The 24,601-nt window shown below is 53.9% G+C and carries 27 protein-coding genes; 13 read left to right on the top strand and 14 right to left on the bottom strand.

Translation table 11 applies throughout. From position 1 onward, the window contains the following. Window positions 1-7: 7 nt before the first annotated feature. The 9 genes from ccoS to AC6CHM_RS20085 are packed head-to-tail and all read right to left on the bottom strand — an operon-like array spanning window position 8 to window position 7,272. Window positions 8-298 (bottom strand): cbb3-type cytochrome oxidase assembly protein CcoS, encoded by a 291-nt coding sequence (gene ccoS / locus AC6CHM_RS20125; RefSeq protein WP_498174384.1) that lies wholly within the window; start codon window positions 296-298, stop codon window positions 8-10. Continuing rightward, complete coding sequence (locus AC6CHM_RS20120; protein ID WP_498174382.1) at window positions 295-2,565, bottom strand: heavy metal translocating P-type ATPase; 2,271 nt, start codon at window positions 2,563-2,565, stop codon at window positions 295-297. The genes ccoS and AC6CHM_RS20120 overlap by 4 nt, the downstream gene beginning before the upstream one ends. Before the next feature lie 4 nt (window positions 2,566-2,569). Further along, the gene (locus AC6CHM_RS20115) at window positions 2,570-3,358 is read right to left on the bottom strand and encodes a DUF2189 domain-containing protein (protein ID WP_498174380.1); all 789 of its coding nucleotides are present in this window, start codon (window positions 3,356-3,358) and stop codon (window positions 2,570-2,572) included. 46 nt (window positions 3,359-3,404) lie between these two features. Further along, entirely contained in the window at window positions 3,405-3,596 is a 192-nt protein-coding gene (locus AC6CHM_RS20110; protein WP_498174378.1) for a hypothetical protein, read from the bottom strand. Beyond that, window positions 3,593-4,492 carry a cytochrome-c oxidase, cbb3-type subunit III gene (gene ccoP / locus AC6CHM_RS20105; protein ID WP_498174376.1) on the bottom strand — a complete coding sequence of 300 codons (900 nt, stop codon included), beginning with the start codon at window positions 4,490-4,492 and terminating at the stop codon, window positions 3,593-3,595. Before ccoP ends, AC6CHM_RS20110 begins: the two co-directional genes overlap by 4 nt. Next, window positions 4,483-4,653: a cbb3-type cytochrome c oxidase subunit 3 gene (locus AC6CHM_RS20100; protein WP_435530229.1), complete on the bottom strand. Its 171-nt coding sequence runs from the start codon at window positions 4,651-4,653 to the stop codon at window positions 4,483-4,485. The genes ccoP and AC6CHM_RS20100 overlap by 10 nt, the downstream gene beginning before the upstream one ends. Before the next feature lie 4 nt (window positions 4,654-4,657). Next, the gene (gene ccoO, locus AC6CHM_RS20095) at window positions 4,658-5,389 is read right to left on the bottom strand and encodes a cytochrome-c oxidase, cbb3-type subunit II (protein ID WP_498174373.1); all 732 of its coding nucleotides are present in this window, start codon (window positions 5,387-5,389) and stop codon (window positions 4,658-4,660) included. 3 nt (window positions 5,390-5,392) lie between these two features. Then, a complete protein-coding gene (ccoN, locus tag AC6CHM_RS20090) occupies window positions 5,393-7,048 on the bottom strand; it encodes a cytochrome-c oxidase, cbb3-type subunit I (RefSeq protein WP_498174370.1) in 1,656 nt (551 codons plus the stop codon). Then, window positions 7,045-7,272: a hypothetical protein gene (locus tag AC6CHM_RS20085; RefSeq protein ID WP_498174368.1), complete on the bottom strand. Its 228-nt coding sequence runs from the start codon at window positions 7,270-7,272 to the stop codon at window positions 7,045-7,047. Before AC6CHM_RS20085 ends, ccoN begins: the two co-directional genes overlap by 4 nt. Before the next feature lie 253 nt (window positions 7,273-7,525). Between AC6CHM_RS20085 and AC6CHM_RS20080 the strand changes: the two genes are divergently transcribed. After that, a complete protein-coding gene (locus tag AC6CHM_RS20080) occupies window positions 7,526-7,897 on the top strand; it encodes a GNAT family N-acetyltransferase (protein ID WP_498174366.1) in 372 nt (123 codons plus the stop codon). Here the strand turns inward: AC6CHM_RS20080 and AC6CHM_RS20075 are convergent. Beyond that, window positions 7,856-8,677, bottom strand: a complete 822-nt coding sequence (locus AC6CHM_RS20075) for a universal stress protein (protein WP_498174364.1) — start codon at window positions 8,675-8,677, stop codon at window positions 7,856-7,858. The two genes, AC6CHM_RS20080 and AC6CHM_RS20075, sit on opposite strands and share 42 nt — an antisense overlap. A gap of 47 nt (window positions 8,678-8,724) precedes the next feature. Then, a complete protein-coding gene (locus tag AC6CHM_RS20070; RefSeq protein ID WP_498174362.1) occupies window positions 8,725-9,111 on the bottom strand; it encodes a hypothetical protein in 387 nt (128 codons plus the stop codon). 133 nt (window positions 9,112-9,244) lie between these two features. Here AC6CHM_RS20070 and AC6CHM_RS20065 point away from each other — a divergent pair, with 133 nt between their 5' ends. Beyond that, window positions 9,245-10,075: a universal stress protein gene (locus tag AC6CHM_RS20065; protein WP_498174360.1), complete on the top strand. Its 831-nt coding sequence runs from the start codon at window positions 9,245-9,247 to the stop codon at window positions 10,073-10,075. Between the two features lie 13 nt (window positions 10,076-10,088). Next, window positions 10,089-12,650, top strand: a complete 2,562-nt coding sequence (locus tag AC6CHM_RS20060) for a cation-translocating P-type ATPase (protein WP_498174358.1) — start codon at window positions 10,089-10,091, stop codon at window positions 12,648-12,650. A gap of 207 nt (window positions 12,651-12,857) precedes the next feature. On the opposite strand, the gene AC6CHM_RS20055 is transcribed toward AC6CHM_RS20060, so the two are convergent. Then, on the bottom strand, window positions 12,858-13,487 hold the full coding sequence (locus tag AC6CHM_RS20055; RefSeq protein WP_498174356.1) for a flavodoxin domain-containing protein: 630 nt from the start codon (window positions 13,485-13,487) through the stop codon (window positions 12,858-12,860). A 101-nt stretch (window positions 13,488-13,588) separates the two neighbouring features. Between AC6CHM_RS20055 and AC6CHM_RS20050 the strand changes: the two genes are divergently transcribed. The 5 genes from AC6CHM_RS20050 to AC6CHM_RS20030 all read left to right on the top strand — a co-directional run bounded on the left by AC6CHM_RS20050 (window position 13,589) and on the right by AC6CHM_RS20030 (window position 19,125). After that, window positions 13,589-14,425 (top strand): universal stress protein, encoded by an 837-nt coding sequence (locus tag AC6CHM_RS20050; protein ID WP_498174354.1) that lies wholly within the window; start codon window positions 13,589-13,591, stop codon window positions 14,423-14,425. Window positions 14,426-14,490: 65 nt separating this feature from the next. After that, complete coding sequence (locus AC6CHM_RS20045; protein WP_498174352.1) at window positions 14,491-14,904, top strand: pyridoxamine 5'-phosphate oxidase family protein; 414 nt, start codon at window positions 14,491-14,493, stop codon at window positions 14,902-14,904. 122 nt (window positions 14,905-15,026) lie between these two features. Then, on the top strand, window positions 15,027-15,419 hold the full coding sequence (locus tag AC6CHM_RS20040) for a phasin family protein (protein ID WP_498174350.1): 393 nt from the start codon (window positions 15,027-15,029) through the stop codon (window positions 15,417-15,419). Between the two features lie 111 nt (window positions 15,420-15,530). Then, window positions 15,531-17,924, top strand: a complete 2,394-nt coding sequence (locus AC6CHM_RS20035; protein ID WP_498174348.1) for a phosphoketolase family protein — start codon at window positions 15,531-15,533, stop codon at window positions 17,922-17,924. Window positions 17,925-17,946: 22 nt separating this feature from the next. Beyond that, on the top strand, window positions 17,947-19,125 hold the full coding sequence (locus AC6CHM_RS20030; protein WP_498174346.1) for an acetate/propionate family kinase: 1,179 nt from the start codon (window positions 17,947-17,949) through the stop codon (window positions 19,123-19,125). Window positions 19,126-19,349: 224 nt separating this feature from the next. Here AC6CHM_RS20030 and AC6CHM_RS20025 read toward each other — a convergent pair whose 3' ends face one another. Beyond that, window positions 19,350-19,703 carry a hypothetical protein gene (locus tag AC6CHM_RS20025; protein ID WP_498174344.1) on the bottom strand — a complete coding sequence of 118 codons (354 nt, stop codon included), beginning with the start codon at window positions 19,701-19,703 and terminating at the stop codon, window positions 19,350-19,352. A 125-nt stretch (window positions 19,704-19,828) separates the two neighbouring features. On the opposite strand from AC6CHM_RS20025, the gene AC6CHM_RS20020 reads away from it, so the two are divergent. The 4 genes from AC6CHM_RS20020 to AC6CHM_RS20005 all read left to right on the top strand — a co-directional run bounded on the left by AC6CHM_RS20020 (window position 19,829) and on the right by AC6CHM_RS20005 (window position 23,210). Continuing rightward, the gene (locus AC6CHM_RS20020) at window positions 19,829-20,107 is read left to right on the top strand and encodes a hypothetical protein (protein ID WP_498174342.1); all 279 of its coding nucleotides are present in this window, start codon (window positions 19,829-19,831) and stop codon (window positions 20,105-20,107) included. A 458-nt stretch (window positions 20,108-20,565) separates the two neighbouring features. After that, window positions 20,566-21,585, top strand: a complete 1,020-nt coding sequence (locus AC6CHM_RS20015; RefSeq protein ID WP_307277862.1) for an ABC transporter substrate-binding protein — start codon at window positions 20,566-20,568, stop codon at window positions 21,583-21,585. Between the two features lie 9 nt (window positions 21,586-21,594). Next, on the top strand, window positions 21,595-22,425 hold the full coding sequence (locus AC6CHM_RS20010) for an ABC transporter ATP-binding protein (protein ID WP_498174339.1): 831 nt from the start codon (window positions 21,595-21,597) through the stop codon (window positions 22,423-22,425). Then, a complete protein-coding gene (locus AC6CHM_RS20005) occupies window positions 22,425-23,210 on the top strand; it encodes an ABC transporter permease (protein WP_115053990.1) in 786 nt (261 codons plus the stop codon). The genes AC6CHM_RS20010 and AC6CHM_RS20005 overlap by 1 nt, the downstream gene beginning before the upstream one ends. Here AC6CHM_RS20005 and AC6CHM_RS20000 read toward each other — a convergent pair whose 3' ends face one another. Then, window positions 23,211-23,765 (bottom strand): LuxR C-terminal-related transcriptional regulator, encoded by a 555-nt coding sequence (locus AC6CHM_RS20000; protein WP_498174337.1) that lies wholly within the window; start codon window positions 23,763-23,765, stop codon window positions 23,211-23,213. It abuts the gene before it with no gap. A gap of 170 nt (window positions 23,766-23,935) precedes the next feature. Here AC6CHM_RS20000 and AC6CHM_RS19995 point away from each other — a divergent pair, with 170 nt between their 5' ends. Continuing rightward, window positions 23,936-24,601 carry a CoA transferase subunit A gene (locus AC6CHM_RS19995; RefSeq protein WP_307278980.1) on the top strand — a complete coding sequence of 222 codons (666 nt, stop codon included), beginning with the start codon at window positions 23,936-23,938 and terminating at the stop codon, window positions 24,599-24,601.

Raw genomic sequence — 24,601 nt, 5'->3', positions numbered from 1 at the left:
TTCAACACTAAACACCGTGAGGTCCATATGATATGGCTGTGCAATCCTCTTTCTGTGTCTGACAACCACGAGGAGCCTGCCCGTATGACTGCGTGTCGTCAAACAGTCGGTGCCCTGATGTCCGAACTTCTCTTTCTTCCAGCGGGGCCTCGCACGGATTGTCGTCGTCATATAGTATGCGCTCGGATGCCCCGTCCAGATCGTCATATTGGCCATTATTGAGGGACCAAAGAAAAAGCCCCAGACCCGATAAACCAAGAGCGATCGAAATGGGTATGAGGTAGAAAAACTCGCTCATGTCATCGCCTGATCAACGACTGCCCGAAATGGCTTTCCGTATTTTCTTTTGAACGGCCGGTGGTTTCCTTTCAGTCGAAGCGCATTGGCAACGACAAGGATCGAGGAGAGTGACATGGCAATTGCGGCCACAAACGGTGTTGCATAGCCAAAAATTGCAACTGGCAGGGCCACGACATTATATCCGATCGCAATGACGAAGTTCTGGCGGATCAACTTATCAGCTTCGCGTGAAATGCGGTAAGCGAGAAACACCGTGTCGAGGCTATTCTGAAGAAAGACGAAGTCGGCACTGTTACGGCCGACATCGGCTGCCGTCGCCGGAGCCATGGAGACATGCGCAGCAATGAGAGCAGGGCCGTCGTTCAAACCATCCCCCACCATCAAGACCTTGTGTCCTTGCTCGGTGAGCGATCTCACGCGTTCAAGTTTTCCTCCAGGCAGGGTATTGGCCGTGAACTTCGAGATGTTGAGTTCCGCGGCGACCGCTCGAACAGCGGCCTCGTTGTCTCCTGAGATAATTTCCACGGCGATGTCAGCGTTTCCTAGCCTTTCGACCAGTGCCTGCGCGCCCGGTCTGAGCCTGTCGGAGAAAGCAAAGGCAGAGATTTGCCGTCCGTCTATGGACAAAATCGTTGCGTCGTCCGTTTTCCCTGCGTGTGCACAAGCGAAGCAGGCTCTTCCGAGCCGATAGATTGATCCTTGCGAAAGGCCTTCCAGTCCGAGACCCGGATACTCTTTGACCTCATCAAAATGAAGCCGGGTAGCGTTGCCTCCTCTGGCTGCGGCGGCAATTGCCTGCGCGTTTGGATGACGTGAGTGCGAAGCCAATTCTGCTGCCCACGACAATTCGTTCTGGCCAATTTCGTCGAGGTTTGTGACCTGCAATTGCCCCAGAGTAAGCGTCCCCGTCTTGTCGAAGATGATGGTGTCGATCTCGTTGAGGCGTTCCATGGCCGAGCCATCCTTGACCATGATTTGGCTTTCGAACAAACGGCGCGCGGCGACGACCTGCACCATCGGGACAGCAAGCCCTAGTGCGCAAGGACAGGTGATAATCAAAACAGCAATAGCGACCGTCGCGGACTGGTGGACATCTCCGTGCCAAATCATCCAGCCGACAAAGCTGAGGAAGGACATCAAGTGAACCGCCGGTGCGTAGAGTCTGGACGCTCGGTCAGCGATCCGCCGATAGGCGGACTTGCCGGATTCTGCAGCTTCCATCAGCCGTATCATTTCGGCAAGGAAAGAGTCATCTGCAACCGCCGTGGCAACCACCGTCAAAGATCCTGTAATATTCAATGTTCCGGCCTGCAGGGCTGCGCCGTACCTAACTAGGCGTGGCGTGCTTTCGCCTGTCACGAGCGAGAAATCCACGTCTGAAACCCCACTTTCAACGTTGCAGTCGACAGGCACACGTTCTCCGGCGGTAATCAACAGGCGTGTACCCGTCCTGATTTCTTTCAATGGAATGTATTCGTACGCGCCATCAGTTCCGATGCTCATCGCCCCCCGAGGCGATAATTGTGCAAGACCCTTCACAGCAGTCCTTGTCCGTTCCCGCATAACGTAGTCCAGTGTGCGCCCGATCAACAGGAAGAATACCAGAGACGTTGCAGCATCGAAGTAGGTGTGATCGTAGCCGTGATAGGTGTCGTAAACGCTGAGCGCAAACGCCGCGGCGATGCCAATCGAAATGGGCACGTCCATGTTCGTTTGTCCGTGCCTGAGAGCACGCCATGCGGACTGATAGAACACGCGTCCCGAATAAAGAAGGGCTGGAAGGGCGATGGCCGCGCAGATCCAATGAAGAATGTTCCGTGTTGACCCCTCTGCGCCCGACCAAACCGAGACCGACAATGACATGATGTTCATTGAGGCAAAAGCGGCAACCGCCAACGCCCTGAGCAACCTGGATAGTTCACCGTCAGACTTTGCATCCGTGACTGGATCGAAGAGATGCCCATCGAAGCCGAGTTTTTTCAAGGCACCGATCACGTCGGGAGGAACGCCGCGATCCGACCAGCGAAGCGTTAGTCGCTTTGTCGACAAATTGACCCGTACGTTCCGGACCCCTTCAAGCTTTGCCATACCGCGCTCGATCGTGTTAACACAGCCGCCGCAATGGATTGAGGGTATGGAAATGTCCGTCTGGAAAATGCCATCGCCAATGCTTCTGCTGGCCAGTCTGAATTCATCCACGGATGGAATTGAGGGCAGGAAGGCATCGGCGGAAACGATCGTCGTGGCGGGTGTGCAGCAGGTCATCTCGCTAATCCGGATCGCGCATTGTAACGTACGCATGCCAGGTGGCATGGCCGAGCAGCGGGAAAATAACGACAAATCCAATCATCCCGGTTAGCAATCCGATTACGGTGAGGCTAAGCACAATCAAGCCCCATAGGAGCATTACCGGCAGATTGTTCCAGACAATGGACATGCTGGTTCCCATGGCGGTAAACGCATCAAACTTCTTGTCCAGCACCATTGGGATGGAGAAGACACTGATGGCAAAGGCAAAGGCGGCGAAAATCCCGCCGATACCCATACCGATCACCAGCATGGCCACACCGATCGGCGTGGCAAAGAGCATGGGAATGATGTGATCCATTCCGGGGAAGGGCTTCCAGCCAAAGAACAATGCATAGAGAAGCACTGCTGCCCGCATCCATAGCAGCATCAGACCCAAGAGCACGGCACCGACGAACAAGACATGCTGGCTGGTGCCGCGCTCGGGAACGAGCATTGACGCCAAAGTGACCGGCAGACCCTTCGACAGGCGCAGGCTCTTGACGTAAAGGCCTGTCGCCAGCGCCGGCCCGACCACCAGGAATCCGGAAAGCGCCGGAAAGAACGCAAAATCCAGCTTGTAGAAGAGGATTCCAGCGGCGATTGCGAGGGAGATGATTGCCACGCCAGCGCCATAAAAAAGGCTGGGAACCGGGAGCGTCCACAGATCGTGCCAACCTTGAGCAAACCAGTCAAATGCGCGGTCCGGTGACAGATGCCTGTTCCGGTCAATTGCCTTGGGAAGAGGCGCAACGGTAGCTGGAATTTTCATCTGGTGCCTTTCCAAGTGGATGCGGACCATCCGTTATGCGTGTCGTTCAACATGCTGACTTCGCCGCGCGGTAAATGCCGGGTTGCCGGCCTGCATCTTTCAAATGTTCGATACAATCGGGCTGGGAAACGAATGCCCAGTAGACCAGATGGGCGTTGGCCAGGACCACCACCGCGACGGCGGCTGCCACCATGAACCAGACAAGCAAACTTGGCCGGCGGGACATAACAGCGCTCATCCTCCAGCTCCTGCTTCCATGGATTTCCTTCTCAGGTCGAGGACATAGAGCGTGATGATCTTGATATCGACGGGTGTGAGGCGTTGACTCCAGCTGGGCATGTGCCCCTGGCGGCCGGAATAGATGCTTTCATAGATATCCGCACGGTCGCCGCCATAAATCCAATATGGATCGGTCAGATCCGGTGCACCCGTGTCAACCGAGCCCTTTGCATTATCTCCGTGACACGCCACGCAATTGGTTACAAACAATTCCTTACCCGATGCGATGCTGTCTTTGGTGTGCTCGGTAATCAATGCTGTATCGGAAAGGGATTGCACATAGTCTGCCAGCAATGAAACCTGCTCGCGCGTCACCGTCCCGTCGCGGCCAAATGCAAGCATCTGTGACACGCGGGTGTCGGGGTCTGTGCCATTGATGCCGGCCCTTACCGTCTGTTCGACGATCTGGGGTACGTCTCCCCAAAGCATGGGCGACTGTGCGATGTTGGGAAAGCCTTTGTTGCCCTTTGCGCCAGTCCCATGGCATGCGGCGCAATTATCGCCGAACAGGGTACGTCCATCTTCGCGAATCTTGCGCATTAAATCGTCATCAGCCTGGATTTGCGCCCAATCGCCCTTTTCGACGCGTGCCGTCCATTGCGCACGTTCCGCCGAACCCTGGACTAACGATCGCGAGACAACGGCTTTTTGATCGATGCCGAGCAGGCCTTTGAAATATCCGGTCCCGTATGGCCAGCTTGGCATGAGTAAGGTCCAAACCAAGGCAAAGATCGCCGTGGTTATGAGAAAGAACCACACGGGCTTTGGAACCGGCGTATTGAGTTCCTTGATACCATTCCATTCGTGACCAGTCGTCTGGTGCCCGGTAAAAGGGTCGCGTTCGCCTATTGACATGGCCGGTCCTCTTCATCGGACACCACCGCGTTGGCGGCTCGTTCAAAGGGTTTCCTGTTCGAGGGCCAAAATGTGTAGACCAGAACGCCGATAGACATCGCAATCAGGTAGAACAGGCCGAAAGACTTGGAGAAACCTGTCAGTACTTCATGATCGATCATAATATCACTCCACCTCGGTTTGGGGGGATTGGTGCGCGGCGTCGGTCAGATGGCCGAGAATTTGAAGGTAGGCTACCAGCGCGTCCATTTCGGTGACGGCGGCGGGATTGGTGTCAAAAAGGCTGACATTTGTCTTGTCACCGTACCGGGTGGCGACGCCCGTGGCCAAATCAGTATCGGGATTTGCCTGACCAATGGCGTCGTTGGATGCGTTCGCAATCATCTCATCGGTATAGGGCACACCCACCGCTCGAAGGGCGGCCAGGTGTTCGCCGAGATCGCCGGTCTTCAGCTGCTTGCGTGACAAAAACCGATAAGCCGGCATATTGGATTCGGCAACGACATCGCGCGGGTTGGTCAGGTGCGCGACATGCCAGTCATTGGAATATTTTGCTCCGACCCGGGCAAGATCCGGGCCCGTCCTCTTTGAGCCCCACAGCATGGGATGGTCGTATTTGGATTCCACCGCCAAAGAATACGGGCCATAGCGTTCTACCTCGTCCCGCAGCGTGCGGATCATCTGGGAGTGGCAGGCATAGCAGCCTTCGCGCATGTAGATGTTGCGTCCGGCGACCTCAAGCGGCGTGTAGACACGCATGTCCGGCGCTTTTTCCACGGTTTCGTCGATCGTGAACAATGGGGCGATTTCGATGAGACCTCCAATGCTTGCAACCGCGATAATTGCCAGGACAAAGCCGATGGCACTGCGCTCAAGCCGGTAGTGAAAATTGAACATTTTTTATTCCCCGGCTTGAGTGATGAGCGGTGCGGCTAAGCCCAGCGGGATGTCCGCGGCGGATTCGGAGGCAACGGGCACCGGTATGCGGATCGTCATCCAGATATTATAAAGGGCGATGATAGCACCGGTGAGGAACAGCAGCCCTCCGAATGCACGGGCGATGTAATAGGGGTGCATCGCAACGAGCGAGTCGACAAAGGAATAGCTCAAGGTTCCGCTGTCATTGTATGTCCGCCACATCAAGCCCTGAATGACACCTGAGTTCCACATGGCGAAGACGTAGATCACCGTTCCGGACAGGGCGAGCCAGAAGTGCCATTCGACAAGCCTGGCGGAATACAACGCCGGTCGTTTCCACAGCCACGGCGTCAATGCGTAGAGTGAGCCGTAGGTAATCATGGCGACCCAGCCGAGTGCGCCGGCATGGACATGGCCGACGGTCCAATCGGTATAATGTGAAAGTGAGTTGACGGCGCGGATTGCCATGAAGGAGCCCTCGAAGGTGGCAAGCCCATAAAAGATCGCAGCCATCATCATGAATCGCAGGACTGCATCGTCACGGACCTTGTGCCAGGCCCCGTTAAGCGTCAGTAAGGCATTTCCGGCCGAGGCCCAGGATGGAACGAGCAGGACGACGGAGAATGCCATGCCGAGCGTCTGTACCCAGTGTGGCAAGGCCGTGTAGTGAAGGTGGTGCGAGCCCGCCCACATATACATGAAGGTAATGCCCCAGAAGCTGATAATAGAGGTTCTATAGGAATAGATGGGGCGGCCAGCGCGCTTCGGCAGGTAATAATACATCATGCCGAGAAAGCCGGCCGTCAGGAAAAATGCCACTGCGTTGTGGCCGTACCACCATTGCGTCATTGCGTCCTGAACGCCGGAAAAGAGCGAATAGCTCTTGGCATGACCAAGGGATACCGGGACTGCAAGATTGTTCACAATATGAAGCAGGGCGACGACCAGGATAAAGGCCATATAGTACCAGTTGGCTACATAGATGTGCGGTTCCTTGCGACGCATCAGCGTTCGCAGATAGATGGAGAAATAGACGATCCAGACGATGACCAGCCAGATATCGGCATACCATTCTGGCTCGGCATACTCCTTTGATTGACTGATACCGATGAGGTAACCGCTGGCCGCCAGGACACAGAAGAGGTTGTAGCCAAAAAGGACGAACCAAGGGCTGAATTGATCCGGCAGACGGGCGCGGGTTGTTCTTTGCAGCACGTGAAACGAAGTGGCGATCAGGGCGTTGCCACCGAACCCGAAGATCACACCGCTGGTGTGGACCGGGCGCAAGCGGCCGAGGCTCGCCCATTCAGCATCGAACGTCAGTTCCGGCCAGGCGAGGAGAGCTGCGACCCATACTCCTACGAGCATGCCGATGACCCCCCATAGCAGGGTCAAGATGATGCCGACCTTGCTGGGGTCATCATAATATTCCGACAGTCTGGCAGGCAAGGGCTCTGGCGCGTCGTAGGCGCGCAATAAAGCGATGACGCCGATCATTGCGCTCCCGGCGACGATCCAGCCGTGCGTACCGATGAGGTCATCGCGACCGGCCGCGGCCATCGCCACGCCCAAACATAACAGGACAAGAAAAGTGAAGCCGGCGAGGATGCGTTCCGGGCCCGTCAGTTGTGCGATCATTCTGCCTGCCCCCAGAAGAATGAGAGTTCGCTGCTATTGTCATTCGAGAGCAGGATGAACTGCGGTTCCGCACCATGTGAACCTTCAAGAATATTGTTCGTGTATAGATTCATTCTAAAAGAGGCTGCGTTGGCCGTTGCAAGATCGCTGACGGTTCGAGCGCAATTACGAAAGCGATGATGATTGGGGTGGAAACGACCAGTTTGGGATTGCGCGTCGGTCATATTTGAACTCCGGTTTTGCCGGACCCTAGCGCGGTAACGTTGTTCTACTTTGATCCAAGTCAAAGCAAGGCAGATCGAAGCAGTTTTTTGATGTGGAGTTTAGGAGCGATGGCGGCGGCGCCCTTTGGAGCCTGCCATTAAACGACGCGTTTTTGGCATTTTTTTCACGAGACGATGCCTTTCGAAGAAGCCCCGCATTTCGTGGCTTCACAAGCAACGAGATACATTATGATGATGCAAGGAGCCGGCCATCATGGGCAGCGGCAATGTCACGAAACCGAACCAGACAGCACGGCTTTCTTACGACCCGGATCGGCAGGTCGCGGAGTACGCCGTGCTTGTCAGAACGGATCTGCAGGGCCGGGGGCTTGGTTGGCAGTTGCTTCTTCAACTGATCAATTTTGCGAAAGCTGAGGGGATACGACAGATGGAAGGGCTGATCCTGAGCGAGAAGGAAATCATGCTGAAAATGTTCCGGGAGTCTGGTTTCAATATCGCGCGACGCCTCGGATCTGAACGTCATGCGGGCAGTACTCGATCTGTCATACGCACATTGAGGCCTGTCGAGGCAAGCAGAATTGATCTAGCTCGAAAGAAAGCGACTGAAATCTTCCTCCGCCAATAAAGAGCGGGTGACACCGCCAAAAATCAATTCTCTCAGCCTGCTATGCCCATATGCGCCAGAGACGACAAGCTCTGCCCCCGATTGTCTGACAAAACTAAGAAGGCTTTCGCTTTCGTATTTGTCCGTGATGATCTCACTGCGCGCCGCAATCCCGTGCCGACGTAGGAACGCGCAGACGTCATCCAGGCGCTCCTTTACCAGAATATCTGCGTTTCGGTCTGCAGTCACGACGATGACTTCGTTGGCTTGGCACAATAATGGAAGAGCATCAACAACAGCACGCCGCGCTTCGCGTGTGTCTTTCCATGCGATGACAGCCATGTTGGTGAAGATTGTTTTGGCCCCTTTTGCCGTGACGAGAACGGGCCGGCCGGCCTGCAAAACCACATTGCCCAGATTGATGTAACTATCAGGATGTCCAAGCGTCATATCGTTTTCGCACCCGGTCACGATCAGGTCGACGGCTCGCACATTGTCGAGCAGAAATCGGGTGGGATTGGCGATCGCATCGCGCCATTCGTGAGATACATTGGTGCCAGCCCGACTCTCAAATTCTCGCCGCATTCTCTTCTGGCGCTGTTCGATTTCCTCCCGCAAGCGGCGCATCGTTTCGCCATTCGTTATAACGCCTTCGGGTGCCGTCATTGGAAGGGTAATATCAGCCGCACAGACTCCAATCAGATGTGCGTTAAACCGCGTGGCTAAACTGATTGAGAAATCAATGAGTGGGGCGGTCGGGCCATCGATATTAAGGTTAGCAAGTATTGTCCTGTAGGACATGGTGTTATTCCTTAGTGAAAGCGGAGTTGGCAGCAGAGGCCAGCCGACTACGGTTTTTCCACGAGAGTGATCCTGTATGGGTGCATTACTCCGCCGTTCCGTACGGACAGATATTCACCCTGAACAAAGCGTTCATCACTGAGTTTGAAGACAATTTCGTCATCGGACTTGCCTTGAGCGTAGTCAAAGTACCATTTCCCTCCTGGCTTTCGCCGCAACACCCCAATTAAATCCTCGCCCTTGGCTCGGAAGCGCCGGACCCGGCACAGGTCCTGCTTGTCTTTCCATTCAAATGTATCAAGATGTCCGTTGTCGTCGAGAGGCACCAAAAGGTCATACCCTTCGTGAGGGTCGCCGTCGGGGTGTTCCTTGTCGCGTGCCAGTACGAGCCGGACGTGTCGGAATCTGGAATCCAATTCTGTCAGTTTGACCATTCGTTAATCTCCTTGCCGGCCCCTAATCTAACAAAAGATTTCCGGCGCGCTTTGATCCAGCGCAATGAGTTCTGCCATGCTAGCGCGTATGGCTTGAATCTGGATAGTTGGATCAGTGAAAAAGGACAGATTGATGCATTTCAAGAGCGTCTTTTGCGTTATCGGAATAGATCAATGCGACCGCGACATCATAAATGCGATCCATCTTTGCAAGGAGTTGGATGCGTATTTGAGCGTCCTTGTCGTATCGCTGACACCCGCGCCAATAGGCGGTTATGGCACCGTCGTTTCCACAAGCTGGTTGCTGGAGCGCGAGTCCGATATCTCCGCTATGAAGAAGCGCGAAAAGCAGATCGCGACGCTGGTCCAAAGTGCCGGTCTCAAGGGTGAAGTTGACAGCTACTATTGTGAAAAGGACTGGGCAGACGAAATTATTGGGCAGCGCGCCCGGTTTTCGGACTTAACGCTCATCGGGCCGGATCTTCTGCATCAACCGGGATTAAAAACTCCTGCGTTGAGCGGAGCTTTGTTCCATTCAGGAAGACCAACATTGATCGTACCGACAGGAACGCGCGCTACGCTACATCCGGGACGGGTCATCCTCGCCTGGGATGGCCGGATTGAGGCTGTTCGTGCCGCTCGGGAAGCCATCGATGTCATGATAGCTGCTGTTGATATTACCATCGCCATTGTTGATGAAAATCCGACAGAGAATGGGGATAGCGATACAGATGCCAGAATGGCAGCATACTTTTCGCGGCACGGCATCAAGGTGACGGTTGTGAGGATGACGACTTCCGGCTTAGGTGTCGCAGATGCATTGCTGCAATATGCGACTGAAGCGAATGCCGACATGATTGTCATGGGAGCCTATGGGCACTCGCGCCTGCGTGAGCGGCTTTTTGGTGGTGTGACCAAGTCGATCCTTGAGGCCCCACCGATCCCTATTTTCATGATGCGCTAGAGTAAGGCTACAAATGAACATGCCGCAGAATACGGATTTGGAGGGTCTTACCCGATCGGGGCATGATGGCCTGACAAGTTCGGAGGCCCGCCGTCAACTGGAAAAATACGGTCCAAATACAATACCGGAGGATGCCAGCCGGTCGCTTCTTGCTATCGCAAGGGAAATTTTGACCGAGCCTATGCTGTTGCTCCTCGTCGGAGCGGCAACTCTTTATCTGGTCATCGGCGATCTGGCGGAAGGTCTTTTGTTGGCCGGCTTTGCTGGCCTCACGATCGGGCTCATTTTTTATCAGCAACAGAGGAGTGAAAATGCTCTTGCTGCCCTTCGAAAGCTGGGCGCACCTACTGCGCGCGTTCTGCGCGATGGCAAGGAATGCACCATCGCGGCGCAGGAAGTTGTGGCGAGAGACCTGATGCTGCTTGATGAAGGAGAGCGAATACCAGCCGACGGAGTGTTGGTCAGCAATTCGGGCTTGGTGGTCGACGAATCCCTGCTGACGGGAGAAAGCGTTGCCGTGCGCAAGCGGGCAGGTGATGGGGATGCTGCCTCGGCAGAGCCGGGTGGCGATGACCAGGCTTTTGTTTACTCCGGCACGCTCGTCGTCAAGGGGCATGGAACAGCAAGGGTGTCGGACACCGGGGCTCGTACCCGTGCCGGACTGATCGGCGTTTCGCTGGCCTCAATTGTCGTGGAGCGAACCCGCCTGCAAATATCGATAAACCGGATCGTTCGACTTTTCGGAGCGCTGGCCGCGATTGTGTGCGGCGCTCTGGTTGTCTTTTACGGAATCTATCGGGAGGATTGGCTACAGGGCGTTCTCTCGGGCATCGCACTTGCGATGGGGATGTTGCCGGAAGAATTTCCAGTGGTCCTGACAATCTTTCTGGCTATCGGGGCCTGGCGGCTTGCGCGGATCAAGGTTCTGACCCGGCGGCCAGCTGTCATTGAAACGCTCGGAGCCGCCACGGTTCTTTGCGTGGACAAGACCGGTACGCTTACTGAAAATCGCATGCGGGTCCGGGCGCTCGACAATCTGGATGACGAACTGGAGGTTGCGCAGGATTTACGCGACGTGCCGCAAAGTTTCCGTTCGCTCGTCGATGCTGCCTGGCTCGCCACACGTCATGCATCTATTGATCCGATGGACCGTGCTGTCGCAGGACTAGCATCCCGTGCCGGGAAGCATGAGACGGCGGATTGGCCGATGGTTCGCGAATACGGGCTCAAGCCGGAACTCTTGGCAATGTCCGTTGTATGGCAAAACGATAACGGTCATTTTGCAGTTGCCTGCAAGGGCGCACCGGAAGCGGTCATTGATTTGTGCCATCTTGACGATGTCCAAGCGGCAAATGTCGTGGAGCATGTTCAGGCAATGGCCGGGAAGGGCCTGCGTGTCCTGGGTGTCGGCATCGGAACGAGTATGCGGGATGTGCTGCCGGATTCACAGCATGACTTTGACTTTACCTTTGCCGGTCTGGTTGGCTTCGAAGACCCTTTGCGGGAGACGGTGCCTGCGGCAATGCACGAAGCGTTTCGTGCGGGCGTGTCAGTCAAAATGATCACAGGCGACTATCCAGCCACTGCACTGGCGATCGCTGCAGCCGCTGGCATTGACACCGAAGAGGGCGCTGTCACTGGTGACCAGCTGGCGCAGGCGAACGCCCAGGAGCTGGACCGCCTTGTGTCAACTGCAAACGTGTTTGCCCGTGTCATGCCCGACCAGAAATTGCGGATTGTTGAAGCGCTCAAACGTCGGGGTGAGGTCGTTGCCATGACAGGCGACGGGGTTAATGACGCGCCGGCACTAAAAGCTGCGCATATTGGCATCGCGATGGGAAAACGTGGCACAGATGTCGCCAGAGAGGCGGCGGGTATCGTGCTGCTCGATGAAGATTTCGGCAGGATCATAAGCGCCATCAAGATGGGACGACGCATCTTCGATAATCTTCGAAAAGTCATGATTTACATCTCGGCAGTCCATGTTCCGATCGCGGGTTTGGCTTTGCTGCCTCTGATTGCCGGTATGCCGCCGCTTTTCTTTCCGGCGCACGTGGTGTTGATCGAGATGATTATTGACCCAATGTGTTCGATTGTTTTTGAACGCACGCCCCCCGAAAGCGATATCATGAAACGGCCGCCCCGCCCTGTGGGTGATCCACTCATCGGCATTGCGCAAGTGGCTCTCGGCATTGTCCAAGGCAGTGTTCTTTTGTTGGTGTGCCTCGGAGTCTATCAACTCTTTTTATACCAAGGCACGAGTGTCGAAGCGGCACGAACGGCAACATTCGTTGCTGTTACGGCCGGGAATTTGTCGCTTGCCCTGTCGAATAGCCGTCGTGAGGTGGTTGTTCTGCACCTGTTTGAGCGTGGGCGAATGACGTTTTGGATCGCGTCGGCGATAGCTGTGGTGATTGTATCGGTCTGTATTTTTCAGCCACATCTGGCGTCATTGTTCGGGTTTACCCGGCCGGCGGCCGGACAGGCCGCGCTTGCTGCGGCTGCCGGGATAATTGCAGTATTTCTGTTTGATCTACTGAAATTTATCCCGGTTGTGCGAAGGATTGTGGGTTAGAAAATTTTGTCAGCAGCTTACCTTTGACGTCTGAACCAAGTCCTGATTTTGGGAAAAAACGTAAAAGCTCCGATGAAAATGGTGGTTATGCCAAGCATCACAAACATCTGCAGGACAATGAAATTCGTTGCATTGGTCGCTACGAACCATCCAGTGATCGTGCCGGCAATGATAAACAACAAACGAACGAGCCAGCCCAACATTGCCCTACCCCATGTCGCCGTTTAGTTCATTAAGAAAATCGTCGACAAATCGCTTCACGTCGGTCCAGTTGGTAAGCTCGTAATCTTTGCGCGCGTCGATAGGCCCGCCTTCGGCCGCTGCAATGCGCTTCAGCATCCATCGCTTGAAGAAATCATACTCGGAATATTTCAGAGCGCCTGCACAGTTTAGAACGGAATTCGGCTTCCAACCTGTTTGTTCACTGAGCGTGACCGGGTAATTTCGCGCTTCCGCCTTCTCAGCTTCATCCGTACTGGCAATGGACAAGGATACCGACACGAAGGCAGTGGGGATGTCATTCAGGACGGAGTGCCAGTTCTGAACGTAATTGACGAAGGGGGTTGGATAATGACCGGTGTGAACCGGCGCGCACAAGATTGCCCCATCACCGTTGCCTGGATCCGCAGATCCCACCTGATTTGCATCGGTCAGCTCGACAAAATGCCCCGTGCTCTCGATGCGGCTTGCGATTGCTTCGGCAATTTTTCGGGTTTGTCCCTCTATGGTCGAATAAAGCACCAAAAACTTCATGGTTTTTTCTCCTGCATTGTCTGGATTTACCTGATGGAAGATCGCAGCTTCGGCGAAAACTGAAGCAGGTGCATTGATACGCATCAATCACGGACATCCAGGATATTTGATCCAGCGCAATGCCCGCCTGAACCTTCGGCTCTATGAATGGTCACATAAAACGTCATTCCCCACGGAGAGAGCAAATGGTTTTCAGAAGTCTGCTGAGTGTGATCGAGGTTGAACAAACTGATCACGATTTGAAGGTGGCAATCGATCTGTGTTCTGAAATCAATGCGCAATTGTGCGTCACGGTACTTGGAGTTGCGAGCTCACCGCCAATCGGTGACTATGCTCTCGGCAGGGCGGAAGTGTGGTTGAAGGAAAGACAGCAGACACTTGCTGCAATAGATAAAAGAACCGAAGAGGTGGAAACGCTTGTCAGCCATGCCGAAATCCCGGCGAGTGTAATGGACGAGTATCCGGAGCTTGCCAGGATAGGGCATATTATTGGCAGGCATGCTCGCTATAGCGATGCCACGATAATCGGCCCCGATCTCTTGGCGAACGAGGAGTTGAGAGGCCGGGTGATTGAAGGGGCCCTGTTTGAGTCCGGCAGGCCGATCTTGCTGCTCCCGCATGGAGCCAAGCCAACCTTGCGGCCAAAGCAGGTGTTGCTTGCCTGGAACTCTGGTGTCGAATGCACAAGGGCTGCACGTGAGGCTCTGGAAATCATGGCATGTGCCGATGAAGTCCACGTCACCATGATTGATCCGGATGCAAGTTCGGAAGGAAACGGCGCTGAACCGGGCGCTGATATTGGAGCATATCTTGCGCATCATGGAGTCAAAATCACTGTCGACCGGCTGCCTAGTACGAATTGCGCGATAGCCAATGTCATCAAGCAGCATGCGGTTGATATTTCGGCGGAGCTTATCGTGATGGGTGGCTATGGGCATACACGTTTACGGGAACGGATTTTTGGCGGTGTTACACGATCAATGATTGAGGATCCCGCTTTCCCCATTCTAATGGCTCATTGAACAGCGCCAATACAAGATTTGGAGCGCATTACAATGCAAATCAACGCAATGAACCAATTCGAATTATGCATCTCTTCGAGCACGCCAAGGTAGGGCGACTTGCATGCGTGAACGAGAGCCAGCCCTACGTCATTCCGATGAACTTCGTGTGTCGGCTGGGCTACTTCTATTCGTTCACGACCTATGGCCGCAAAATTGAATGGATGCGTGCAAATCCCAAAGTCTGTATTGAGTTTGATGAGATCACTGCCACAAACGATTGGCAAACAGTTGTCGTCCTTGGCCGGTACGAAGAGATTACCGATGATCCTGACCATTTAGACGCACGCAACGAGGCACACGCCCTTCTGAGCAAGAGAGCCGAATGGTGGGAGCCTGCCTATGTAAAAACGGTGATCAGGGATCATGTACGGGACGTGCAGCCGGTTTATTTCCGTATCCAGATCAAGGAAATGACCGGCCACAAGGCTGTCCGTTAAACCCCCAGCTCTACGTCGAGGCATATCAGTTTGACCTGTGTCAAGGACGTCCCGCTGAGGATAAGCGACGGTTGAGACAGCTGATGCAATATTGCTTCCAGGCTGTGACCAAAGGATCAGACATGTCATATCAAGATCAACCCACTGCATTCGCATCTGTTTTCAATTCGATGCCATTTGCCAGTACCAGTCGGGCATTGGCGAGTGCTACAATGCGCATGCAAGCTCAGGCCTTGAAGGCCATGTTTCATGTGCAGATCGAGGCCCTGGCTTTCGCGCAACGTCGTTGCGAGCGCGATTTGAAACTGATCGATGACTTGATCGATTCCCAGAAATATCAAAACACTTTTGGCGTGTGCGGTGAGTTCTACCGAAATGCTGCTTCGCAATACACAGACGAAACACGCAAGCTGATGTCTATTGGTTCTGGAATTATGTCTGAGGCTGCGGAACGTGCGAACGATGAAGTCGACAAGGTTTTTGAAGACGCCTCCGCCAGAACCATCACACCGTGAAACTTGGTCGATCGGGGGCCCATTGCCTGTCATTGCTTCAAAGCTCGGGAATATTGAGGCCCATTTGACATCCACACCACAAGCTGGGCTATAGTCCCACAGGAGGCTGCAGTGTTAGATAATAACGTCGCTCCAGAACAACTTTCCATCGATGATGCACGCCTGATAGATCTATATTGGCGAGCAGCCAATTATCTGACGGTGGGACAAATTTATCTCCTCGACAATCCGTTGCTACGCAAACCATTGAAGGTCGAGCATGTGAAGGCGCGCCTGTTGGGGCATTGGGGAACATCGCCCGGACTGAATTTCATTTACGCTCACCTTAACCGGGTTATCCGGAATTTCGATGCTGACATGATTTATGTGTGCGGGCCCGGGCACGGTGGCCCGGCGATGGTGGCGAACACCTATCTTGAGGGCAGTTATACCTCCCACTACCTCGATGTTACGCGAGATGAACGGGGAATGGGCAAGCTCTTCCGTCAATTCTCGTTTCCTGGCGGTATTCCAAGTCATGCGGCACCAGATGTTCCCGGATCAATCAATGAAGGCGGCGAACTCGGCTATTCTCTTTCTCATGCGTTCGGGGCCGCATTTGATAATCCCGACCTAATTGTCGCCTGTGTAGTTGGCGACGGAGAGGCGGAAACCGGACCACTGGCTGCTGCCTGGCATTCAAATAAGTTTCTGAACCCGCAACGGGACGGCGCGGTGCTACCCATACTGCACCTCAATGGCTATAAAATCGCAAATCCGACGCTTCTTGCCCGAATCCCGCACGAGGAATTGCACTCGTTGTTTATCGGCTATGGATACGAGCCGATCTTTGTCGAGGGGGATGATCCCGCCATCATGCACCAGTTGATGGCGGCGGCTCTTGACCAGGCAATGAACGGTATTCGCGCCATCCAGCAAGATGCCCGTGCAAACTACAACGCTCATGCGTTGCGCCCGCGATGGCCGATGATCATCTTGCGCAGTCCGAAGGGCTGGACGGGGCCCAAACAAGTCGATGGATTGAAGACGGAAGGTTTCTGGAGGTCCCACCAGGTGCCATTGTCAGGTTTCGCAAGCAATTCGGATCACCTGAAACTGTTGGAAGAATGGCTGCTCAGCTACAGACCGGAGGAGCTGTTTGACGCCAAGGGCGCGCCGGTGCCCGAAATCCTTGAAACCCTTCCGCGCGGCCGCCGCCGTATGGGCAGCAACCCTCATGCAAACGGAGGAACCCTGCGAGTAGCTCTTGATAAACCCCCATTGGAAGATCATGCGGTCATTGTTGAAGCGCCTGGCGGTGTGAAGGCCGAGGGCACCAAAGTGATGGGAGGTTTCTTACGTGATGTGATGCATGCAAATGTCGTTCACCGGAATTTTCGCATCGTCGGACCTGACGAAACGGCTTCAAACCGTCTTCAAGAGGTTTTCGAAGTCACAGATCGTACCTGGATGGCTGCGACCTTGCCAGAAGATACCAATCTTGGCCCTAACGGAAGGGTCATGGAAATCCTGTCCGAACATACTTGTCAGGGTTGGCTTGAGGGATATCTGCTTACAGGCAGGCACGGATTTTTCTCCTGTTACGAGGCCTTTGTCCACATCGTCGACTCCATGTTCAATCAGCATGCGAAATGGTTGGATGCGAGCCGGGACATCCCTTGGCGGCAACCGATTTCATCACTGAACTATCTGCTCACCAGCCACGTTTGGCATCAGGAGCACAATGGTTTCAGCCATCAGGATCCGGGCTTTATCGACGTTGCGCTAAACAAGAAAGCCGATACTGTGCGAGTTTATCTTCCGCCGGACGCCAACACGCTGCTTTGCATCACCGATCATGTGTTGTCCACGTGGGATAGGATCAATGTAATTGTCGCGGGAAAGCCGCCCATGTGGCAATGGCTATCGCTAGAAGACGCCCGGGTTCATTGCCAGGCTGGTCTAGGAATATGGCATTGGGCATCCAGCGAAGATGGACTTGAGCCGGACGTCGTTATGGCGTGCGCCGGGGATGTGCCAACGCTGGAGACGCTGGCTGCGGTCAGCATTTTGCGAGAATTCATGCCTGAGCTTCGTATCCGGGTGGTCAATGTCGTGGACCTCATGGCGTTGCAGCCGAAGGAACGTCATCCTCATGGTCTTGCGGACGCTGATTTCGATGCGATTTTCACAAAAGACATGCCCGTCATCTTCTCCTATCACGGCTATCCTTGGACAATTCATCGTCTTACTTATCGCAGGACCAATCACGGCAACTTCCATGTGCGTGGCTACAATGAAGAGGGCACGACAACGACACCCTTCGACATGACTGTCATGAACGGCCTCGACAGGTTCAGCTTGGTTTTGAGCGTGATCGATCACGTTGCTGCGTCCAGTCCGGCGGCCACGGAACTGAGACAATTGATGAACGTAAAACTGTTGAACCACCATGACTATATTCGCGAGCATGGGCTGGACATGCCGGAAATTTTGAATTGGGAATGGGGCTCGCATTCCCAATAGCATCACGACGAAAGGTAATTCCATGACCGACGCGATGCTCGTCTTGAACGCAGGGTCTTCAAGTCTGAAGTATGCAGTATTCGAACAATCGGAAGAAATGCGACCGCTCTTACGCGGCAGCATTTCGTCGCTCGACGACAAACCGCAGATGACCGTTTATGAAGGCGATGGGAAGCGAGCCGTCGATATCGATTTGGGTAGAAGCTCCATCGATGTTAAGCAAGCCGTGGTTAACGCCGTCAAAGATCTCGCAAACCGGGATATCCTCCATAAGGTGACTGGCGTCGGGCACCGCATTGTTCATGGTGGCCAAGAGTTCAAAGGTCCTGTTGTGCTTGATGAGCCGACGATGAAGCAGGTGCGCGCCTTGGTCGCAATGGCACCAATGCACCAGCCTCGCAACATAGCAATCATTGAGGCAATTCAAGCTTCATTACCTACTGCGAAACAGTTTGGCTGCTTTGATACAGCCTTCCATCAAAGCCGTCCCCGGCTCGCGAAGCTATATGGCCTGCCGCGTGAATTAATCAACTCAGGGATGATCGCATATGGATTTCATGGGATTTCCTATTCCTACATTGCCTCATGCCTGAAGGTTAAATTTGGGCCGGAAGCGGGAGGCCGGGTTATCGTCGCCCATCTGGGCAGTGGTGCCAGCCTGTGTGCAATGGTGAACGGAGCCGGTGTAGCGACGACAATGGGATTTTCACCGCTTGACGGATTGGTTATGAGCACGCGTTGCGGGTCAATTGATCCTGGGGCCGTTCTTCACCTCCTGCAACATCGTGGAATGGACGTAGAACGAGTTGCCCATTTGCTTCAAAGCGAATCTGGGCTCCTCGGTGTGTCGGGAATTTCAGGCGACATGGAGGCTTTGATCGCTTCAGAGCAACCTTCCGCGAAGGAAGCAATCGACCTGTTTGTTTACCGAGTAACACAGCAAATAGGTTCTTTGGCGGCATCCATGTCAGGCTTGGACATGTTGGTGTTTTGCGGAGGAATTGGCGAACACTCATCCGTGATACGCGCGAAGATCGGCGAGGGCGCGGGTTGGTTGGGTGCCGAAATTGATCGCGACCGGAATTCGCGAGGTGAAGAGACCATCAGCGCATTCGGATCGAAGGTGACAGTCCTTGTAATGCACACCGACGAAGAGCGGGAGATTGCCAACGAGTTGCGGGTCGCGTTCGGTAGGCGCTGACGTCATTAAAGCCATGGCTTCTACTTTTCTATCGCGCTTACCGAGATCGCGCCCTTGGACCAAACCTGTTCGTAAAGGTGCTCACGAGAAACTGTCTTCTCCCCGATTTCTGTCTTCCACGCACGTTTGCACTTCCCAATGACAGAGCCGCCGCCTTTCATAAGGGGACTGATCGCGGAATCGTTCGACGTGCTGTGCGGATCGACTCCTTGCGGATAGTAGGCTCATTGCGGGGAAAACTTGCCTCGGACCGGCGCATTCTCTGTGCATCGCAAGACTATCTGGCAATGCATGGCGTGCCGAGATCGCCTTTCGATTTGGCTCACCATGCCTGCCTGAGTTTCCAGTGGTTCTTTTTTGACACGCTTGCCGTGTTCGGGTTTGGCCCAGTATCCGCGTTCCGGTGTGGGATCGCGGTGTCGATCGCAGGCCTTCTTCAATGCCGTAATGGCGGCATTGCCGGCGGTGGTTCGCGCCACGCCGAATACAAATACCGGAGAGGTGAAGGGATATTCGATCGTGCGGCTTGCTGAAGAGTAGCGTGCCGTCAGGGCAATGCCCGTCGTAATAATTCCCACAAGCTTTTCCTGACTGTCTGAACATTGGCGTAACGATGGCGGGCTCGATATCATTCAAACATTGAGTCGCGGCCATTTATCGAGAATGGTTGGAATCGACATTCATGTGAATGGGAGACTGTGAAGTGGCAAACAAAAAAATAGCGCTGTTTTCGGCTTTTACGATTTTCGCCTGCTCATATCCCGGCCTGGCCGCAGCTGCAGAAGATGATCAGGTGACGCGTATCACCGTCAATCAAATCATACGAGGTGAGGGTAAAGTCGGAGACATGGCGACTTCCCAAAATGGGGAGGTCGTATACATCGTACTGGAGGGCGGCATTATCGAGGTGAGGAATACGCGATACAAGACGGCGCAGCGTTACAGTGTGGTGAAACCAAATGATAATAGCCGCAACAATTGAAGGGCTCGGCGATTTCGAGCCTGCCCTTGAAATGGCGGAGGGCAGAAAGACACCTTGATGCCGATTACCGACCTGGTAGCAAATGCCGGCCCGGTTGAAGCGTGGATCATTCCCATGTCGTATGGATGAAGGGTTCGGGTGCATTTTCGACGCCCTGCCAACCGATTCCGCACCACGAGCACCGTCCTGGACAATAATCTGCGTTCGCTTTTGTAGCCGTGGGCCTGTTTGTGCGCGTGGATCGATAATGGGTGACTGCGACGTCTTGATGAGTGCCATCACGTTCGCTTGATGCAGCCTTGGTTATGGAGATCTCCCTCTTTGTGTATTTCCGCGGAACTGCTTGTCTTGCCAGAATCCTGATGCTAACTTTTCTCAAAATCAGAAAACAAATGCACAGCCAGCTGGTATCGCCAGCCATCGGAACAAGTTGTGCAATCCATAGCGGAGGAAGCAATATGGAACGCCGTCAATTTCTTGCTGGTGCGGCAGCACTATCCTTGCTTGGTACTTCCAGCTCAAGGGCGGGGGCTCAAACAGCAGGGGCCCTGGAAAAAACCAGCGTTACACTGGGTGTCGGCGGCAAACCCCTTCTTTATTATCTGCCGCTGACAATTGCCGAGCGCCGGGGGTTTTTCAAGGAAGAGGGTCTTGATGTCACCGTCAATGACTTTGGCGGCGGAGCAAAATCCTTGCAGGCCCTGATCGGCGGGTCTGTCGATGTTGTAACCGGCGCGTATGAGCACACGATCCGGATGCAGGCAAAAGGACAGGATGTGCGAGCCTTGTGCGAGCTTGGCCGGTTCCCGGCCATTGTGATCGCTGTCCGCAAGGAACTCGCTGATAAAATCAAGTCTCCCGCCGATTTTGCCGGATTGAAGATCGGCGTGACAGCACCTGGATCGTCAACTGCGCTGACTGCGCAATATGCGATGGTCAAAGCCGGACTCAAAGCCAATGCGGCGCCCTTGATTGGTATTGGCGGTGGCGCCAGCGCCGTGGCTGCAATCAAACAAGGACAGGTGGATGTAATTTCACATCTGGACCCGGTCATTGCCAAGCTTGAAGCAGATGGCGACATCACTGTCATCATCGATACCCGTACCGAAGAGGGAACAAAGGCACTATTTGGCGGATCAAATCCAGCGGCAGTGCTCTATGTCAAGAAAGAGTTTGCCGACGCAAATCCCAACACTTCAAAAGCCTTGGTCAATGCCTTCGTCAAATCGTTGAAATGGTTGCATGGTGCTTCGCCAGAAGAAATTGCAGACAGCGTTCCAGCGGAATATCAATTGGGCGATAAATCGCTTTATTTGAAAGCAGTAGCCAATTCATTGCCCACCTATTCGCTTAACGGCGTCCTGACAATGGAGGGCATGCAGTCGGTTCTCAATACATTAAAAATCCTCGATCCAGAATTTGCAAAAGCCGATATCGATCTTGCTGCAACGTTTGATGACCGGTTCATCAAGGGATAGGCAGCATCAATGACAGTACCCCTATCCGAGGCGGGCACCCGTGCAGACGCCGTCGAGTTGCAAGGCATTACCATCGCTTTTCCGGTTGCCCATGAAAAGACATATGAGGCCGTTGGCGAAACAAATCTGAGTGTTCGTGATCGTGAGTTCGTTGCAATTGTTGGACCAACGGGCTGCGGAAAGTCCACCCTTTTAAATGCGACCGCTGGTTTGCTCAAACCAGCACGGGGCCAGATCAAAATCTTCGGCAAGACACATACCGGGATCAATGGCCATGCCGGATATCTCTTTCAGCAAGATTCGCTCATGCCGTGGAAGACATCGCTTGATAATGTTGCGATAGGGCTGGAAGTAGCCGGAACTCCGCGTCGTGAAGCGCTTGAGCGCGCTCGCACATGGCTGGAGAAAGTCGGACTTTCCGCCTTCTGCGACCGTTATCCGCACATGCTTTCCGGCGGTCAGCGCAAACGTGTGGGATTGGCACAGGTCCTTATCCGCGACCCGAAGATCATATTAATGGACGAGCCTTTTGGGCCGTTGGATGCACAGACCCGCCTTATTATGGGTGATCTGCTGCTTGATTTGTGGACAGCAGATCGCAAGGCAGTCATGTTTGTTACGCACGATCTTGATGAGGCAATCGGACTTGCTGACCGGGTGGTCATTATGTCTGCCGGACCGTCGTCGCGCATTATTGGCGATTACACAATTCCACTAACCAGACCACGCAATATGGCTGACATCAAATCCGAGCCGCAATTCCATGAAGTGCACCGGGAAATCTGGAATGCGTTAAAGGAAGAAGTGCTCAAAGGTTATCGGCAGGCGGAAAAAGCATGATGAACCGGGGACTTTTACTTCTCCTGCAAATTTTAGTGGCTGTCGTCGTTCTGGTAGCCTGGCACGTTGCCTCCACCACAACCCTTATCGGTGATCCTAAAACAATCAGTTTTTTCTTCGCCGAGCCATTGGCCGTTGGCAACCGCATTATCGACTGGTTTGCCGATGGTTCGATTTGGTATCATCTCGGCATAACACTCACTGAGGCCGCACTTGCCTTCATCATCGGTTCGCTCGGGGGCGTGATTGTCGGGTTCTGGTTTGCGCGCAAACCACTCCTTGCTGCCGTTTTCGATCCTTATGTGAAAGCAGCCAATGCTTTGCCGCGCGTTGTTCTTGCACCAATATTTGCATTGTGGCTCGGGCTTGGCATCTGGTCGAAAGTGGCCTTGGGCGTTACTCTGGTTTTTTTCATTGTGTTCTTCAACGTCTATCAAGGTGTCAAGGAAGTAAGCCCAGCTGTGCTATCCAATGCGCGCATGCTTGGCATGAACGGAAGACAGTTGCTGCGCCATGTCTATATGCCGTCCGCGTTGTCCTGGATGTTCTCATCTTTGCATACGTCGGTAGGTTTTGCGGTCGTGGGAGCAGTAGTCGGTGAATATCTGGGCTCAGCAGCGGGCCTGGGATATCTTATTCACGAGGCTGAAAGCGTCTTCGATGTCACCGGCGTTTTTGCAGGAATGTTTGTTTTGACTTTTTTCGTTATTCTTGTCGACTGGCTGGTGACACTTGTTGAAAACCGTCTGCTTGTCTGGAGGCCAAAGAGCGCTGCTTCCTTCTGATCAGCGCAGACTTGAAAACCACGCAATAAGTTCCGCGCTATTGTGCAAAGAATGGGCCCGCATAAGGCGTGCCCTGTGCGCTTCGACAGTGCGTTTCGACAAGCCTATTTCCGCCGCAATCTGGGCATTGGTCTTGCCTTGGGACACCAGGGTCAGAACTTGTTTCTGTCGATCGGAGATGAGGCTCATATTTCCTGTCACGGCCCGGTTTGTCGGCTCGAAACAATAAAGTGCCTCTGCAAACGGATCGGGGTTATTGCGGCTGCGACCGCGCACCCGGCACCAGAAGCTGGTTCCGTCCCTGCGCCTCATCAAACGTTCATCGTAATAGACCTTACCGCCTCCAAGATTGCTTCTCCACATCTCGCCGGTGCGAACGAAATCTCTGATCTTGGGATAGAGCCGGCTGAAACTCTGATTGATCAACTCCAGCCGCTCATAGCCAAAGGTTTCAGCAAATTCGGAATTGCAATCCCTTATGATACGGTGCGTTGCATAGACCATCGGCACTGGCAGGTCCGTCAACTGAAAGCGTTTTTCGCTCGCAGAATTCACAATGTCTAAACTTGAAAGCTCCGGTACTGTCATGCAGTATTAATACGACTATCTGTGGCACCGGCACAAGCTTTACCGTTGATAAGGAGGACGAAAGAAATGGGAGACTATTCTTGAAAAAAGTTCAATCAAGCGTGGCTGACGCACTGGAAGGTGTTCTGTTCGACGGCATGACGATCATGGCCGGTGGATTTGGCCTTTGCGGTATTCCCGAAGCGCTGATTTATGCAATCCGCGATTCCGGTGTTAGAGATCTGACCGTAATATCCAACAATGCCGGTGTTGACGGCATTGGTCTTGGCGTATTGCTCGAAACCAAGCAAATCCGCAAAATGATCTCGTCTTATGTTGGCGAGAACAAACTTTTTGCGCAGCAATATCTATCGGGGGAACTGGAACTGGAGTTCAATCCGCAAGGCACGCTTGCCGAGCGCATTCGGGCAGGAGGAGCCGGAATTCCCGCCTTTTTCACCAAGACCGGTGTCGGCACCATCATAGCAGAAGGCAAGGATGTGCGGGAATTCGATGGCGAGTCTTATGTCATGGAACGCGGGCTTTTCGCCGATCTGTCCATAGTCCATGCCTATAAGGGTGATACGGAGGGTAACCTCGTTTATCGTAAAACGGCCCGCAACTTCAATCCGATCATGGCGACTGCCTCAAAGTTCACTGTGGCGGAGGTGGAACACCTGGTCGAGGCAGGCATGATTGATGGTGACCATGTTCATACACCCGGTATTTTTGTGAAGCGGATTGTACACGTTCCAAATCCGACAAAACATATTGAACAACGGACAACGCGACCGAGACTTGTCGCTGAAAACGGAGCGCACTGA

This window comes from Phyllobacterium sp. GQ127 (assembly GCF_059758635.1).
This window is presented reverse-complemented; position numbering and strand designations above follow the sequence as displayed.

What these genes read in the sequence shown, in the direction of transcription:
- ccoO (WP_498174373.1), bottom strand. Translation starts at nt 5,389, where the DNA reads ATGTTCAATTTTCACTACCGGCTTGAGCGCAGTGCCATCGGCTTTGTC.
- AC6CHM_RS20010 (WP_498174339.1), top strand. Translation starts at nt 21,595, where the DNA reads ATGACAGTACCCCTATCCGAGGCGGGCACCCGTGCAGACGCCGTCGAG.
- AC6CHM_RS19995 (WP_307278980.1), top strand. Translation starts at nt 23,936, where the DNA reads ATGACGATCATGGCCGGTGGATTTGGCCTTTGCGGTATTCCCGAAGCG.
- AC6CHM_RS20055 (WP_498174356.1), bottom strand. Translation starts at nt 13,487, where the DNA reads ATGCGTATCAATGCACCTGCTTCAGTTTTCGCCGAAGCTGCGATCTTC.
- AC6CHM_RS20080 (WP_498174366.1), top strand. Translation starts at nt 7,526, where the DNA reads ATGGGCAGCGGCAATGTCACGAAACCGAACCAGACAGCACGGCTTTCT.
- AC6CHM_RS20075 (WP_498174364.1), bottom strand. Translation starts at nt 8,677, where the DNA reads ATGTCCTACAGGACAATACTTGCTAACCTTAATATCGATGGCCCGACC.
- AC6CHM_RS20030 (WP_498174346.1), top strand. Translation starts at nt 17,947, where the DNA reads ATGACCGACGCGATGCTCGTCTTGAACGCAGGGTCTTCAAGTCTGAAG.
- AC6CHM_RS20015 (WP_307277862.1), top strand. Translation starts at nt 20,566, where the DNA reads ATGGAACGCCGTCAATTTCTTGCTGGTGCGGCAGCACTATCCTTGCTT.
- AC6CHM_RS20100 (WP_435530229.1), bottom strand. Translation starts at nt 4,653, where the DNA reads ATGATCGATCATGAAGTACTGACAGGTTTCTCCAAGTCTTTCGGCCTG.
- AC6CHM_RS20040 (WP_498174350.1), top strand. Translation starts at nt 15,027, where the DNA reads ATGTCATATCAAGATCAACCCACTGCATTCGCATCTGTTTTCAATTCG.
- AC6CHM_RS20050 (WP_498174354.1), top strand. Translation starts at nt 13,589, where the DNA reads ATGGTTTTCAGAAGTCTGCTGAGTGTGATCGAGGTTGAACAAACTGAT.
- ccoS (WP_498174384.1), bottom strand. Translation starts at nt 298, where the DNA reads ATGAGCGAGTTTTTCTACCTCATACCCATTTCGATCGCTCTTGGTTTA.
- AC6CHM_RS20085 (WP_498174368.1), bottom strand. Translation starts at nt 7,272, where the DNA reads ATGACCGACGCGCAATCCCAAACTGGTCGTTTCCACCCCAATCATCAT.
- AC6CHM_RS20110 (WP_498174378.1), bottom strand. Translation starts at nt 3,596, where the DNA reads ATGAGCGCTGTTATGTCCCGCCGGCCAAGTTTGCTTGTCTGGTTCATG.
- AC6CHM_RS20060 (WP_498174358.1), top strand. Translation starts at nt 10,089, where the DNA reads ATGAACATGCCGCAGAATACGGATTTGGAGGGTCTTACCCGATCGGGG.
- AC6CHM_RS20005 (WP_115053990.1), top strand. Translation starts at nt 22,425, where the DNA reads ATGAACCGGGGACTTTTACTTCTCCTGCAAATTTTAGTGGCTGTCGTC.
- AC6CHM_RS20045 (WP_498174352.1), top strand. Translation starts at nt 14,491, where the DNA reads ATGCATCTCTTCGAGCACGCCAAGGTAGGGCGACTTGCATGCGTGAAC.
- AC6CHM_RS20120 (WP_498174382.1), bottom strand. Translation starts at nt 2,565, where the DNA reads ATGACCTGCTGCACACCCGCCACGACGATCGTTTCCGCCGATGCCTTC.
- AC6CHM_RS20115 (WP_498174380.1), bottom strand. Translation starts at nt 3,358, where the DNA reads ATGAAAATTCCAGCTACCGTTGCGCCTCTTCCCAAGGCAATTGACCGG.
- AC6CHM_RS20070 (WP_498174362.1), bottom strand. Translation starts at nt 9,111, where the DNA reads ATGGTCAAACTGACAGAATTGGATTCCAGATTCCGACACGTCCGGCTC.
- AC6CHM_RS20065 (WP_498174360.1), top strand. Translation starts at nt 9,245, where the DNA reads ATGCATTTCAAGAGCGTCTTTTGCGTTATCGGAATAGATCAATGCGAC.
- ccoN (WP_498174370.1), bottom strand. Translation starts at nt 7,048, where the DNA reads ATGATCGCACAACTGACGGGCCCGGAACGCATCCTCGCCGGCTTCACT.
- ccoP (WP_498174376.1), bottom strand. Translation starts at nt 4,492, where the DNA reads ATGTCAATAGGCGAACGCGACCCTTTTACCGGGCACCAGACGACTGGT.